Origin of the sequence: Sphingomonas sp. CFBP 13714, from assembly GCF_014842205.1 — a bacterium.
Taxonomy (GTDB): Bacteria; Pseudomonadota; Alphaproteobacteria; order Sphingomonadales; family Sphingomonadaceae; genus Sphingomonas; species Sphingomonas aerolata.
The window spans coordinates 136,455-151,307 of record NZ_JACYVG010000003.1 but is presented as its reverse complement, the minus strand read 5'-3'; the positions used below and the strand labels follow the sequence as shown (position 1 = coordinate 151,307).

The window sequence follows — 14,853 nt, the reverse complement described above, 5'->3', positions numbered from 1 at the left end:
AGTCTAGCGAAAGCGAGCCCCATGCACATCGATCTCTCCGGACAGGCCGCCATCGTCACCGGCGCAAGCTCCGGCCTCGGACGCGCTGCCGCGCTGCTGTTCGCGCAGGCCGGCGCGCGCGTCGCGGTCAATTACAACAGCAATCGCGAGGCGGCGGACGACGTGGTCGCGCGGATCGTTGCAGGCGGCGGCGAGGCGTTCGCCTGTCAGGCCGATACCGCGGACGAGGATGCGGTCCTTCGGCTGTTCGATGAGACCGTGTCGCGGTTCGGCGGCGTCGATGTCGTGTTCGCCAATGCCGGCATGCAGAAGGATGCGGGCTATGCGGACATGACTCTGGCCGACTGGAGTCGCGTCATCGACGTCAACCTGACGGGCCAGTTCCTCGTTTCGCGCGAGGCGGTACGCCGCTTCCGCGCGCAGGGTGATCGCGGCTTTGGCCGGGCGATCGGCAAGATCCTGTTCATGAGTTCGGTGCACGAGACGATCCCCTGGGCGGGGCATGCGAACTATGCGGCGTCGAAGGGCGGCAGCGGGATGCTGATGCGCACGCTGGCGCAGGAGGTCGCGCAGGAGCGGATCCGGGTCAATGCGCTGGCGCCCGGCGCGATCGCGACCGACATCAACGCCGATGCGACCAAGGGCGATGCCGCCGACGCGCTGCTTGAGCTCATCCCCTATGGACGGATCGGCGAGCCCGACGATGTCGCGCGTGCGGCGCTGTTCCTGGTGTCCGACGCCGCGGACTATATCATCGGATCGACGCTGACCGTCGACGGCGGGATGAGTCTGTATCCCGGTTTCCGCGACAACGGCTGACCGCGCTGGAGACATTGCCGCGACCCGCGAGGGTCGCGGCTCGTGTCAGGCCTGGAACAGGTCCTTGTACTGGCGCGGCTGTGAACGGAGATACTGGTCGGGCGCCTTCACATGCCCGCCGAGATGTGCGGCGGCATGCCAGGGCCAGCGCGGATCGTAGAGGAGCGTCCGTGCGAGCGCGACGAGATCGGCGTCACCGGTACCGATGATCGCCTCGGCCTGTTCATAGTCGGTGATCAGCCCGACCGCGACGACGGGGATCCCGACCGCCTGCTTGACCTGACGCGCCAGCGGGACCTGATAGCTTGGCCCAACCGGGATCTGCTGGTCCGGGCTGAGGCCCCCGCTCGAGACGTGGATCGCATCGCACCCGCGAGCCTCGAGCGCCTTTGCGAAGGCGACGGTCTGTTCGCCGTCCCAGCCACCCTCGACCCAGTCGGTGCCCGATACGCGCATCGTCACCGGGCGATCCGCCGGGAAGGCGGCGCGGACCGCGTCGTACACTTCGAGCGGGAAGCGCATCCGGTTCTCGAGGCTGCCGCCATAATCGTCGTCGCGATGGTTGGCCAAGGGCGAGAGGAACTGGTGGAGCAGATAGCCGTGCGCGGCGTGCAGCTGGATCGCATCGATCCCGAGCCGTGCCGCGCGCGTCGCCGCGGCGGCAAACGCATCGCGCAGTCGCGCCAGCCCCTCGCGATCGAGCGCCGTCGGCGGCGTATCGACGGGCAGAAAACCGGCCGGGGAGGGGGCTTCGGTCTGCCAACCCTTGTCGGCGCCCGGCGCGATCTGCCCGCCGCCCTTCCAGGGCACCTCGCACGACGCCTTGCGTCCGGCATGCGACAGCTGGATGCCGATCGGCATGTCCGACCAGCGGCGCACGCTCTCGAGCGTCCGCGCGATCGCCGCCTCGCTCGCATCGTCATACAGCCCGACATCGCCGTACGTGATCCGCCCCTCGGGCGTCACGGCGGCGGCCTCGAGCATCATCAGGGCCGCGCCCGACAGCGCGAGATGCCCGAGATGGATCAGGTGCCAGTCGGTCATGCAGCCGTCGACCGCCGAATATTGGCACATCGGCGCGATGACGATCCGGTTGGCGAGATCGAGCTTGCCGACCTTGAACGGCGTGAAGAGCTGCGGACCGCTCATGCGGCGGCCGCCGGAACGATAGAAGTGGCGCGCATCGTGAGAACCTCATGCGATGGGGAATGCGCCTCAACGCGCGGGGCCGGGATAGGAGCCGGCGGACGAGTGCCGGGCACGCCATCGCGCAGCCGCCCGACTGGCCTCCACGGAAGGTCCCCGCCGTCCCGGCGCGTGCCGGAACGACAGGGTGGGACGGGGCTCCTTAGAACTTGGCGCCGAGCTCGACGCCGTAGAAGCGCGGTTCGCCGGCGATATAGGTGGGGATGCCGAACCCACCGCCCGTGTTGCCCGCGTCGATCAGGTACCGCTTGTTCGTCAGGTTGCGCGCAAAGCCGCCGACGCGGTAGCGCCCGTCCGCGAGCTCGATACCCGCACGCAGGTTGACCAGCGTGTAGCCGCGCTGGCTGATCGCGGCGCTGTTGGGCAGTTCGAAGAACACCTTCGACCGGTAGTTGGCGCTGGGCGTCGCATAGAAGACCGCGCCGCCGACAGGCAGCCGGAGCGTCGCGCCGCCCGAGGCCGTGGTGCTCGGCTGGAGGCGGAAGCGGTTGCCGGCAAAGGTGCCTGCAGGCTGGTCCGCGATCCCGCCGTCGAGATAGGCGAAGGTCCCGAACACCGAGAGATACTGGCCAAGCGCCAGATTGCCCTCGAGCTCGACGCCGACATTCTTCGCCGAGCCCGCGCTGCGCGTGACCGCGACGACCGCACCATTGGCGGGATTGACCTCGTTCACCGAGACCTGGAACCCGTCATAGGTCTGATAGAAGACCGATGCCGCGCCGGTGAACGGACCGACGCGCCCCTTGATCCCGCCTTCGTAGTTCCAGACATTTTCCTCAGGCACGATCTGAAGATTGGGGCGTACGCCGTTGACGGCGTTGAGTGCCGCCAGCTGGACGACCGGCGAGCGCCGGCCCTTGCTGATCGTGCCATAGAGGCTGACATCCTCGTCGAGCTTCAACAGCGCGTTGAACCGCGGAAGGATCGCGGCGAAGCTCTGGTCCGCCTCGAACTTGACGCCATTGGTGTTCGCGGTCCCGAGCAGGCTGGTGCGGACGCCCAGCGCGGCGAGAATCTGCGAATTGGGCTGGATCGACGAATAGCCCGACTGACGATCCTCGATCAGGATGCGTGCGCCGGCGGTCAGCTCGAGCGCCGGGATCGGGATATAGGTCGCATCGGCGAACACCGAATAGGTGTCGTTGTTGCCGTAATTGGTGAACTCGGACGAATAGGGGATCTGCGTCGAACGGCCGCCGGTGAGGATCGCGGTGGCGCGGGTCGCTGCCGGGATCGTGCCGTTGGCGGCGACACAGCCCGGGCCGGTCGGGATGCCGGCACCGTTCAGCGCGGTGCGGAACGGCTGATAGGCCGTGGCGATCGAGCAAGCGATATAGGTGCCCTCCTCGGTCGAGAAGGGGACGCGCTGCGACCCGTTTTCGAAGAAGGCGTTCCACCCGAACGACGCGCGATATTTCGGGCCGTCGAACGCGAAGCGGCTCTCATGGCTCCACTGGTCGCCCTTCGCATCCTCGGCGAATTCGAGATACCAGGCCGGGCCGCCATCCGCGTCGAAGATTTCGAGCGCGTCGAAGCGGCGATAGCCGTTGACGGTGGTGAAGGTGATGCCGGGCGACAGATCGACCGACACCGTCAGGTTGGCGTCGTAGACGTTGCGGTCGAGCCCGAGCTTGCGCGCGCCGAGCGCCTCGGCGCTGAACGGCGAGCCCGAGAGTTCGGCATTGCCGTAATCGCCGGTCTGGCCGCCGGTCGGGGCATGCGCGCGGCTCTTGAACGCGGTGCCGGGATTGCGCTGACCGTCATAGGTCAGGACGAGGTCTGCGGTGACCGCATCGTTCGGACGGAAGCGCAGCGAGCCGCGGATGCCGCGCTGGTCCTGACCGTTCAGATCGTCCTGATCGACCTTGCCCTGGTTCTGGTTGGGGATGTTCGCATCACCGGCGATGTTGCGGACATAGCCGTCGCGATATTTATAGGCGAAGGCCAGGCGTCCCGACAGCACGTCGTTGCCGGCGTTGATAAAGCCCGACACCTGCGTGCGGTTGTAATTGCCATAGGAGCCGGTGATCGCACCCGAGGTCCCGGGCTGGGGCTTGGCGGAGATGAGGTTGATCGCACCTACCGCGGCGGCGGTGCCGAACAGCGTCGCCTGCGGGCCCTTCACGACTTCGATCCGCTCGAGATCATAGAGGTCCTGATAGGCGCCGCGCGAGCGGCTGATGTCGACGCCGTTATAGTAGAGCGTCACGCGCGCACCCTGCTGCGACGAGCCATTGTCCGAGGTGATGCCGCGGATCACGAAGCCGGGGTTGTTCGCGCTCTGCTCCTGGATTTGCAGGCCGGGAATATAGGCGGCGACTTCGGACAGCGAGTTGACGCCGATATCCGCCATCTTCGCGCCGGTGAGCGCGGTGACGGTCAGCGGCACGTCCTTGATCCGCTGTTCGCGCTTCTGGGCGGTGACGACGATGTCGTCGCCGCCCGTCACGTCGGCGCGGGCGGCCGTGCCGGTCGCCGGATCGGGCGCGACGATCGCCTGGGCAAGCGCACCCGTCGAACAGGATGCAGCAAGCGCGGCCAGAGCCAGGCGCGTATAAATGGTCGTCATGAAGTCCCCCGATTGTCAGTGAGCGAGCACCTAGGGCGGGGTCGTTACGGTTCCGCGTCGGATACATGACCCACGCGTGACGGCCTGTCATCGCGGCGTAACGCTGCCGCAACGTGACTGACGCCGAGCGCCCCTAGCAGGCGACATCACCGCAAAAGGCACTGTTATGACGATCAATCGCCGCGACGCCCTCACGCTCTTCGGCTCCGGCTCCGCGCTCGCGCTTCCCGGCCTCGCCACCGCGGCGCGCACGAACGGAAGCGCCCGGGCAGCGCGCTTCGACCACGGCGTGGCGAGCGGCGATCCCTCGGCGGACGGCGCGATCCTGTGGACGCGTGCGACCCCGCAGAATCCGCAGCAGGCGGGCGATATCGCGCTGACCTGGCATGTCGCATTGCGCGAGGGCGATACGCCCCTCCGTTCGGGCCGGATCGCGGCGCGGGCGGCGCGCGACTTCACCGCCAAGGTCGCGGTGACGGGGCTGAAGCCCGGGACCGAGTATCGCTACTGGTTCGAAACCACGGCGGGCACGCGCTCGCCCGTCGGACGGGTCCGCACGCTGCCCCGCGGCGCGGTTGCGGATGTCGTCATGGGCGTGGTGTCGTGCCAGCTCTACCCCGGCGGGTTCTTCAACGCCTATGCTTCGATCGCGAAGCTCGACCGGCTCGACGCGGTGCTGCATCTCGGCGACTACATCTATGAATATGACATCGACGGTTATGGCGGCGACATCGGCAAGAAGATCGGCCGGCTGGTCGAGCCGACGCATGAGATCGTGACGCTCGCCGATTACCGGATGCGTCACGCGCAGGTGAAGCGCGACGCCGACATGCAGGCGGCGCATGCCCGCGCGGCGTTCATCTGCGTGTGGGACGATCACGAGGTCGCCAATGATGACTGGATCGGCGGCGCCGAGAACCATGACCCGGCGACCGAGGGCGACTGGAAGGCGCGCAAGGCCGCGTCGATGCAGGCCTATTTCGAATGGATGCCTATCCGCGACCCGAAGCCCGGCGAGCCGTGGGAAGCCATCAATCGCAGTTTCGAATTCGGCGATCTCGCGACGCTGGTGATGGTCGAGACGCGGCTGCTCGCGCGGAGCAGGCAGGTCGCGGCGAAGGGCGAGGCGATTGCGCCTGCCGAATATGCCCCGATGATGGCGGAGCGCGCGCAGCCGGGTCGCGAAATGCTGGGCGCACCGCAGCTTGCCTGGATCGAGCGGACGATGGCGGCGTCGGTCACGGCGGGCAAGCCGTGGCAGGTGCTCGGCAACCAGGTGGTGATGGCGCGCGTCGCCGGCCCGGATCTCGAGAAGCAGCTTGGCCCCGATCGCTTCGCCGCGATGATGGCGCGGCTCCCGGAGAAATGGCGCACCGCGCTGATGGCGAGCATGGCATCCTATCGCGCGGGCCTGCCGTTCAACTTCGACAGCTGGGACGGCTATCCCGCAGCACGCGAACGGCTTTATGCCGCGTTCAAGCGGTCGGGGTCGCGACCGGTCGTGCTGTCGGGCGATAGCCATGCCGGCTGGGCGAATGATCTGCATGATGCATCGGGGAAGCTCGTCGCGGTCGAATTCGGCGCCACCGCGATCACCAGCCCGTCCTATGGCTCGCTGATCCCGGGGATCGGGACGCTGATCGCCGACGCCAATGACGAGGTCCGCTTCTGCGATCAGGATCGCAAGGGGTTCATCGTCCTGACGCTGACGCCGGATCATGCCATCGCAGACTTCAAGACGGTATCGACGGTTGTTGCCAAGTCGTTCGAGGAGGCGAGCGTCGCGCGGTTCCGCGCCTCGGCCGCAGCCCCGGAAGCGAAACTCGAGCAGCTTGGATAACGGCGGCGACGCACCGGGTGACGCCGATCGGCGTCACCCGCTTTGCACGAGACCGCCGGTAATTTCTCGTCGACAGGGAAAAGAAACCGAACCGGGAACATTGCCGAGAGCAGGCGGGTTTTCGCCCTGACACGCCGCCGCGCTGCTAGAATGGTGGAGGTTGGCGTCAATCTGGGGGCTCGCTTTGCATCTTCTGCCTGATACGCTCGAGGCCGGTTCGGCCTATCCGCTCGGCGCCACGTTCGACGGGCTCGGGGTCAATTTCGCGGTCTATTCGGCCAATGCCGAGAAGATCGAGCTGTGCGTCTATGACGACAGCGGCCGCCGTGAACTGAAGCGCTACGTCCTGCCCGAATGGACCGACGAGGTGTGGCACGGCTATCTCCCCGATGCGCAGCCGGGGCTGTCCTATGGCTATCGCGCCTATGGCCGGTATGCACCCGAAGAGGGCCACCGGTTCAATCCTAACAAGCTGCTGCTCGATCCCTATGCCAAGGCGATGACGGGCGAGTTGCGCTGGACCGACGCGATGTACGGCTATCAGGTCAAGTCAGCGCGCGAGGATCTGAGCTTCGATCGACGCGACAATGCGCTGACCATGCCCAAGGGTGTCGTGACCGACAGCCATTTCGATTGGTCGCGCGACGTCCGCCCGAACACGCCCTGGTCCGAGACGGTCATCTACGAGGCGCACGTCAAAGGCCTGACCAAATTGTTCGACGAGGTACAGCCCTCCGAACGCGGGACCTTTGCCGCGCTCGGCAATCCCAAGGTGATCGATCATCTCAAGCGGCTCGGCGTGACCGCGCTCGAGCTGTTGCCGATCCAGAGCTATACGCAGGACCGGTTCTTGCAGGAAAAGGGGCTGCGGAATTACTGGGGGTACAACACCCTCAATTTCTTTACGCCCGAACGCTCCTTCTTCGCGACCGAAAGCCACAACGAACTGCGCCGGTCGATCCGCCGTCTTCATGCGGCGGGGATCGAGGTCATTCTCGACGTCGTCTACAATCACACGTGCGAGGGGTCCGAGCAGGGGCCGACGCTATCGTGGCGCGGGCTCGACAATGCGAGTTATTACCGGCTGGTCAAGGATCAGCCGCGCTTCTCGATCAACGACACGGGGACCGGGAACACGCTGAACCTGACCAAGGCGCGGGTGATCCAGATGGTGGCGGATTCGCTGCGCTACTGGGCGACGAGCTTCGGGATCGACGGGTTCCGTTTCGACCTCGGACTGACGCTGGGCCGGACGGACACCGGCTTCGATCCGGGCGCCGGCTTCTTCGACGTGCTGCGGCAGGATCCGGTGCTCGGCCGGCTGAAGCTGATCACCGAGCCCTGGGATATCGGCCCGGGCGGGTATCAGCTCGGCAATTTCCCCCCGGGCTTTGCCGAATGGAACGACAAGTACCGCGATACCGTCCGCAAGTTCTGGCGCGGTGACCATGCGCAGCGCGCGGATCTGGCGGCGCGGCTGACCGGGTCGGCGGATCTGTTCGATCGCCGTGCCCGGCGCCCCTGGGCCAGCGTCAATCTGCTCGGCGCGCATGACGGCTACACGCTGGCCGACACGACGGCCTATGAAGAACGGCACAACGAGGCGAATGGCGAGGACAATCGCGACGGCCATTCGAACAACTGCTCACGCAACTGGGGTGTCGAGGGGCCGACCGACGATCCCGCGATCGCGGAAACGCGCAAGCGGGTCGCGCGCTCGATGCTGACGACGCTGTTCGCCTCGCTCGGCACGCCGATGCTGGTCGCGGGCGACGAGTTCGGGCGGACGCAGGGCGGCAACAACAACGCCTATTGCCAGGATAACGAGATTAGCTGGCTCGACTGGACGCAGGCGAAGACCCCCGAGGGCAAAGCGCTGATCGACTTTACCGCGCGGCTGGCCGCGCTGCGACGCGACTATCCGATGCTGCGCGCGGGCAATTTCCTCTACGGTGACGACACTCCGGCGGAGGGTCTGAAGGACATCGAATGGTGGGACGAGCGCGGCGTCCAGCTGTCGCCCGAGGACTGGGAAAACACCAATGGCCGTGCGCTGACGATGCGTCGTGCGGCGCTGTGCGAGGATGGCAGGATCCAGGTCGTGTCACTGCTGCTGAACGCGTCGGAAGGGCCGCTGACTTTCACCATGCCACCGCCCTCCAAGGTTGAGCGTATGGTCCTGATCGACAGCGCCAAGCCCGATCAGCCACCAATGCCGATCACTGACAGCTATGACCTCGCACCGCAGGGTGCGGCGCTGCTGTCCTGGACGATGGATCCGGCATGAGCGCGTGGGGCGCGACGCCGGCGAGCGGCGGCACGGCGTTCCGGCTTTGGGCGCCCGATGCCGACCGGGCGACGCTCGAGATCGACGGGGCCGCGGCGATATCGATGGACGGGCAGGCCGACGGATGGTTCACCGCGACCGCGGATGTCGGAGCAGGGGTGCGCTATCGCTTCCGGATCGGCGAGGAGCTGGTCGTGCCCGATCCGGCCTCGCGCCAGCAATCGGGGGGTGTGCATGGCTGGAGCGTCACCGTCGATCCCGCTGCGTATCGCTGGCAATCGACCGACTGGCGCGGGCGGCGCTGGGAGGAGCTGGTGATCATGGAGGTCCATCCCGGCACCATGGGTGGTTTCGCCGGGGTCACCGCACGGCTGTCCGAGATCGCCGCGCTCGGCGTGACCGCGATCGAGCTGATGCCGGTCGCGGCGTTCGGCGGCACGCGCAACTGGGGCTATGACGGCGTCCTGCCCTATGCGGTCGCCGAGAGCTACGGCACGCCCGACGAACTGAGGGCGATGGTCGATGCCGCCCACGCGCTGGGCATCGCGGTGCTGCTCGATGTCGTTTATAATCACTTCGGGCCCGACGGGAATTATCTGGGCGCTTATGCCGGATCGTTCTTTCACAAGGACGTCGATACGCCTTGGGGCGGGGCGGTGGCGGTCGATGTCGAGCCCGTTGCGCGCTACTTCATCGACAACGCCCTGATGTGGCTCACCGACTACCGGATCGACGGTCTTCGGTTCGATGCCGTCCATGCGATCGACAATGACCGGTTCCTCGATGCGATGGCGGCTGAGATCCGCGCGACGGTCACCGACCGGCCGATCCACCTCGTCCTCGAGAACGAGCGCAACGACGCCGATCGGCTGCGACCCGGCGGCTATGACGCGCAGTGGAACGACGACTTCCACAATGTCCTTCACGTGCTGCTGACGGGCGAAACCAGCGCCTATTATGCCGACTTCGCCGACCGGCCGGCGGAGCGTCTCGCGCGGTGCCTGGGCGAAGGGTTCATCTATCAGGGGGAGGGGTCGGCCAATCATGACGGCCGGACGCGCGGGACGCCAAGCGCGCACCTCTCTCCAACCGCGTTCGTGTCGTTTCTCCAGAACCATGACCAGATCGGCAACCGGGCGCTTGGCGAGCGGCTGACGTTGCTCACCGATCACGCTCGGCTGCGTGCTGCGACCGCCTTGCTGCTGCTCTGCCCGCAGATCCCGCTGCTGTTCATGGGGGACGAGACGGGGAGCGAGACGCCGTTCCTGTTCTTCACCGACTTCCATGACGAACTCGCCGATGCGGTGCGCGATGGGCGGCGCCGGGAATTCGCGAAGTTTGCCGCGTTCGCCGACGAGTCCGCCCGCGCGGCGATCCCCGATCCGAATGCCCGCGCGACCTTCGAAGCGTCGGTTGCTGCACCCGGTCCCGAGGCCGATGCGTGGCGCGATCTTTATCGCACACTGATCGCCGTCCGGCAGCGCGCGATCATACCGCGCCTGTCCGGCACGCGCGCGATCGGCGCCGAGGCGATCGGGCCGGCGGCAGTCGTCGCGCGCTGGACGCTGGGCGACGGCGCGGTGCTCACGATCGCGCTCAATCTCGGCGAGGATCCGGTCGCGTTTCCGGAGGCCTCCGGCGAGATTCTGTTCGCGCAGGGCGATGCGGGGCAGCGCGCTAGCGTCGCCGCGTGGCTGGCGGCATGAGCCTGCTCCACGACCTCGCCGCCGCCGCTGGTCTGCAGCCCCGGTGGCAGGATGCCGGCGGGCGTGCGCAGACCGTGGCCGACGAGGCGTTGCGAGCGATCCTGAGCGCGCTCGGGCTTCCAGCCGACAGCGACGCAGCGATACGCGCGAGCCTGGCTACCGCACGCGCGGCGCGTGCCGAACCTCCGTCGTTCGTCTCGGCAGATATCGGTGCGCGGGTGTCGGTTGGAGCAGGCGGCGGACCTGCCATCCTGACGTTGGAGGACGGGTCGTCGCGCGCCGTGACGATCGTCGACGGGCAGCTGCCGGGCGTCACGGAGCCGGGATACCACCTGCTCAAGCTCGGCGGCCGGGACATCCGGCTCGCGATCGCGCCACCGCGCTGCGTTACGATCGCGGACGTCGAGGCAGGTGGCCGTCTCTGGGGCCCGGCGGTACAGATCCCCGCCCTGCGCGACGGCCGGAGCACCGAGTTCGGCGACTTCGGCACGCTTGCGGACACGGTGCGCGCGTTCGCGACGTGCGGCGCCGATGCTGTGGCGATCAGCCCGACACATGCGCTGTTCCCGGCGGATGCGACCCGCTTCAGCCCCTATGCCCCGTCGAGCCGCCAGTTCCTTAACGTCATGCTCGCCGATCCGTCCATGATGGCGGGCGAGACTCCGGTGGACGCAGGGGCGCCGCCCGCGTTGATCGACTGGGCCGGCGCGATCCCGGATCGCCTCGTCCAGTTGCGTCGACAATTCGACACGTTGCCGGACACCGTACGGGCCGAGGTCGACGCGTTCGCGGCAAGGGGCGGCAGTGACCTGCGTTTCCACGCCGCGTTCGATGCGCTTCATGCACATTTTCTTGCGCAGTCGGGCGCCCGGGGATGGCAGGACTGGCCCGCCGTCTATCAGGATCCCGATGGCCCCGCGGTCGCCGCGTTCATGACCGAGCAGCGCGATACGTGCGACTTCTACGTCTTCCTTCAGTGGCTGGCCGATGCGGGGCTCGAACGGGCGCAGCGCACGGCGCGCGATGGCGGCATGGCGGTCGGTCTGGTCGCGGATCTTGCGGTCGGCATGGATCCGGGCGGCAGCCATGCCTGGCGGCGGCGGAATGATCTGCTGAACGCCCTGTCGATCGGTGCGCCACCCGACCCGCTCGGCCCCGACGGGCAGGCCTGGGGTATCACCGGATTTGATCCGCGCGCGCTCGCGGCACACGGCTTCGCGCCGTTCATCGCGACGATCCGTGCGGGTCTGGCGCATGCCGGCGGGCTTCGCATCGATCACGCCTTTGGCCTGCGGCGGCTATGGGTCGTGCCCGACGGCGCGTCGGCGGCGGACGGGGCATATCTCGACATGCCGTTTGCCGACATGATGCGGATCATCGCGCTCGAATCGCACCGCGCGCGCGCGATTATCATTGGCGAGGATCTGGGGACCGTGCCCGACGGGTTTCGCGAGGCGATGGACGCACGGGCGATGCTGGGGATGCGCGTGCTCTGGTTCGAGCGCGACGGCGACGGTGATTTCATTCCCCCCGAATCCTGGTCGGTCGATGCGGTCGCCATGAGCGGGACGCATGATCTGGCGACGATCGCGGGCTGGTGGCAGGGGCGTGATATCGCCTGGAACTGGGCCCTTGGCCGGACCAGCGAGGCGGCGGACGAGGCGGCCGACCATGCCGCCCGCGCCGAAGATCGGTCCCGTCTGTGGACCGCGCTCGGTGCGCCGGAGCCACAGCCCGATCCGAGCGACACCGCGCCGGTCGTCGACGCGGCGCTGGCGCATGTCGCACGGACGCCATGCGGGCTGGCGATCTTCCCGCTCGAGGATCTCGTCGGTCTCGTCGAGCAGCCTAATCTTCCCGGCACGACCGATGAACACCCCAATTGGCGGAGACGCATGCCAGACACCACCGACGCGCTGCTCGCGCGCCCCGACACTGCCGCACGCATCGCCCTGATCGAAACGGCGCGCGCGTCATGACGCCGCGCGCAACCTATCGGATGCAGTTCCACAAGGGCTTCACCTTCGCCGAAGCCGAGGCGCAGGTGCCCTATCTGGCCGAGCTCGGGATCAGTCATCTCTACGCATCACCGATCGCGACGGCACGGTCCGGATCGACGCACGGCTATGACGTCGTCGATCCGACCCGGATCAATCCCGAATTGGGTGGCGAGGCAGGGTTTCGCCGGCTCGCCGACCGGTTGAAGGCGCACGGCATGGGCATGATCGTCGACATCGTTCCCAATCACATGGGTGTGGCGGGCGGCGAGAATGGCTGGTGGAATGACGTCCTCGCGAACGGCGCGTCGAGCCATTATGCGCAGTTCTTCGATATCGACTGGCGCGAACCCGTCCTGCTCCCGATCCTGGGCGATCCGGTGTCGGTGGCGATCGCGCAGGGCGCGCTCGGCGTTGAACTGGTCGATGATGTGCCGATGCTCGTCGCCTATGGCGAGCACCGTCTGCCGCTGCGTCCCGAGGATCACGCGACCGCCACGAGCGACGACCTGGCCACGTTGCTTGATCGGCAGCATTACCGGCTGGCATCGTGGCGCACCGCGAACGACGATCTCAACTGGCGGCGGTTCTTCACGATCAACGATCTCGCCGGACTGCGCGCGGAAGATCCCGCGGTGTTCGAGGCGAGCCACCGCCTGTATCTCGACCTCTATGCCGAGGGTCTGATCGACGGAGTCCGGGTCGATCATGTCGACGGACTGACCGACCCCGCCGGCTATTGCCGAACGCTGCGCGCGCACTTCGACGCGATCACGTCAGCTGGCGCGGATCCGGCCTATATCGTCGTCGAGAAGATCCTCGCGGAGGGCGAACCGCTCGCCACCGACTGGGGGATCGATGGCACCAGTGGTTATGACTTCATGGCGCAGGTCACCGCGCTGTTGCATGACGAAGACGGCGCCGCACCGCTCGCCGAGCTCTGGGCAGATATCAGCGGGCGGTCGGCCGCGTTCGAGCCCGAGGATCTGCGCGCGCGTCAGGACATGCTGTCCTGGCAGTTCGAGGGGCAGCTTGGCCGATGCGTTGCGGCGTTCGTCGCGCTGGCACGGTCGACTCCGCAAGGTGACCGGCTGACGGCGGGGATGATACGGCGGGCGGTCGAGCGCATGCTGTGGGTCTTCCCGGTGTATCGCACCTATGGCACCGGCATCGCGGCACCCGCCGCCGATGCCGCGATCCGGGCGATCGTGCGCGAGCGGGTTGCGACGCATCTGGCACCCGGCGAAGGACCGGTCGTCGACCTGATCCTCGACTGGCTGGCTGGCGAAGGTCCGGGCGATCCGGATCTCGCAGCGGCCGCGGTAAGGCGGTTCCAGCAACTCTCGGCACCGATCGTGGCGAAGGCGGTCGAGGACACCGCCTTCTACCGTTATGGCCGGTTGCTGTCGCGCAACGACGTCGGGTTCGACCCCGCCGCATTTGCGCTGCCCATCGAGGCGTTTCATGCCGCGATGTCGGAGCGTGCCGCCCGTTGGCCGCGTGCGATGCTGGCCTCGGCGACACATGATCACAAGCGTGGCGAGGACGTGCGTGCCCGGCTTGCCGTATTAAGCGAGATCCCGGGCCGCTGGCGTGAGACCGTGACGGGCTGGGTCGCCGCGGCGGCCGCTATCGACGACGCGGTGGATGCAGGCGATGCCTATATGCTGCTGCAGACGCTGTTCGGGGCGTGGCCCGAGGGGCTCCAGATCGACGATCGCGCAGGGCTTGCCGCTTTTGCCGAGCGCATCGTCGGGTGGCAGGAAAAATCGCTGCGCGAGGCCAAGCTGCGGTCGTCCTGGGAGGCGCCCGACGAGGCCTATGAGGACCGCTGTCACGTACTCGCCCGCGCCTTGCTCGACCCGGACCGTTCCGCGCGGTTTCTGCGCGATCTGCATGATCTGGTCGAAGCGACGGCAGCGGCGGCGCAGGCGAATGCGCTTGTTCAGACGGCGCTGCGCTACACCGTGCCGGGGGTCCCCGATCTGTATCAGGGCACCGAGCTGGCGGATCTCAGTTTGGTCGATCCGGACAACCGCCGGCCGGTGGATTATGCCTGCCGCGCGCATCTGCTCGAGCACGATGCGCCTGCAAAGCTCGCGCTGATTGCCCGCCTGCTCGCGACCCGGGCGGACGCACCTGAAATCTTCGCCAAGGGTGACTACGCCCCTCTCGACGTGACCGGACCGCGCGCCGCGCATGTCCTTGCCTTCGAACGCCGCGCGAATGGGCAGACGTTGCGGGTCGCGGTCGCGTTACGCTGCGCGGCGGAATTGCTCGATCAGTCGGGGGCGGCGGTTCCTGCGGCATGGTGGGGTGAAACCCGGCTCGCCACCGGCGAGCGCGCAGCCGACCTTTTCGTGGACGGACCGGTCTTCGTCGCGGTGAGCGATTGACCCGGAGTGCGTCCCGCACAGGGCGGGACGTAG

The 14,853-nt window shown here is 67.5% G+C and carries 8 protein-coding genes; 6 read left to right on the top strand and 2 right to left on the bottom strand.

Annotated elements, in window-relative coordinates:
* The first annotated feature begins 21 nt into the window (after nucleotides 1-21).
* On the top strand, nucleotides 22-819 hold the full coding sequence (locus tag IFT54_RS08595; protein WP_056408014.1) for a glucose 1-dehydrogenase: 798 nt from the start codon (nucleotides 22-24) through the stop codon (nucleotides 817-819).
* Nucleotides 820-864: 45 nt separating this feature from the next.
* Here the strand turns inward: IFT54_RS08595 and IFT54_RS08590 are convergent, their stop codons facing one another.
* Complete coding sequence (locus tag IFT54_RS08590; protein ID WP_192070314.1) at nucleotides 865-1,968, bottom strand: NADH:flavin oxidoreductase/NADH oxidase; 1,104 nt, start codon at nucleotides 1,966-1,968, stop codon at nucleotides 865-867.
* A gap of 199 nt (nucleotides 1,969-2,167) precedes the next feature.
* Nucleotides 2,168-4,594, bottom strand: coding sequence for a TonB-dependent receptor (locus tag IFT54_RS08585; RefSeq protein ID WP_192070313.1), 2,427 nt, complete (start codon nucleotides 4,592-4,594; stop codon nucleotides 2,168-2,170).
* Between the two features lie 166 nt (nucleotides 4,595-4,760).
* On the opposite strand from IFT54_RS08585, the gene IFT54_RS08580 reads away from it, so the two are divergent.
* The 5 genes from IFT54_RS08580 (at nucleotide 4,761) to treY (ending at nucleotide 14,820) form a co-directional block, all read left to right on the top strand.
* Nucleotides 4,761-6,434, top strand: coding sequence for an alkaline phosphatase D family protein (locus tag IFT54_RS08580; RefSeq protein ID WP_192070312.1), 1,674 nt, complete (start codon nucleotides 4,761-4,763; stop codon nucleotides 6,432-6,434).
* 184 nt (nucleotides 6,435-6,618) lie between these two features.
* Complete coding sequence (glgX, locus tag IFT54_RS08575) at nucleotides 6,619-8,721, top strand: glycogen debranching protein GlgX (protein WP_192070311.1); 2,103 nt, start codon at nucleotides 6,619-6,621, stop codon at nucleotides 8,719-8,721.
* Entirely contained in the window at nucleotides 8,718-10,427 is a 1,710-nt protein-coding gene (gene treZ / locus IFT54_RS08570) for a malto-oligosyltrehalose trehalohydrolase (protein WP_192070309.1), read from the top strand. The genes glgX and treZ overlap by 4 nt, the downstream gene beginning before the upstream one ends.
* Entirely contained in the window at nucleotides 10,424-12,406 is a 1,983-nt protein-coding gene (malQ, locus tag IFT54_RS08565; RefSeq protein WP_192070308.1) for a 4-alpha-glucanotransferase, read from the top strand. The genes treZ and malQ overlap by 4 nt, the downstream gene beginning before the upstream one ends.
* Nucleotides 12,403-14,820 carry a malto-oligosyltrehalose synthase gene (gene treY, locus IFT54_RS08560; RefSeq protein ID WP_192070307.1) on the top strand — a complete coding sequence of 806 codons (2,418 nt, stop codon included), beginning with the start codon at nucleotides 12,403-12,405 and terminating at the stop codon, nucleotides 14,818-14,820. The genes malQ and treY overlap by 4 nt, the downstream gene beginning before the upstream one ends.
* Nucleotides 14,821-14,853: the final 33 nt, after the last annotated feature.

Bases quoted from the DNA above. Each gene is read 5' to 3' on its own strand.
- treY (WP_192070307.1), top strand. From the start codon at position 12,403: ATGACGCCGCGCGCAACCTATCGGATGCAGTTCCACAAGGGCTTCACC.
- treZ (WP_192070309.1), top strand. From the start codon at position 8,718: ATGAGCGCGTGGGGCGCGACGCCGGCGAGCGGCGGCACGGCGTTCCGG.
- IFT54_RS08590 (WP_192070314.1), bottom strand. From the start codon at position 1,968: ATGAGCGGTCCGCAGCTCTTCACGCCGTTCAAGGTCGGCAAGCTCGAT.
- IFT54_RS08580 (WP_192070312.1), top strand. From the start codon at position 4,761: ATGACGATCAATCGCCGCGACGCCCTCACGCTCTTCGGCTCCGGCTCC.
- malQ (WP_192070308.1), top strand. From the start codon at position 10,424: ATGAGCCTGCTCCACGACCTCGCCGCCGCCGCTGGTCTGCAGCCCCGG.
- IFT54_RS08585 (WP_192070313.1), bottom strand. From the start codon at position 4,594: ATGACGACCATTTATACGCGCCTGGCTCTGGCCGCGCTTGCTGCATCC.
- IFT54_RS08595 (WP_056408014.1), top strand. From the start codon at position 22: ATGCACATCGATCTCTCCGGACAGGCCGCCATCGTCACCGGCGCAAGC.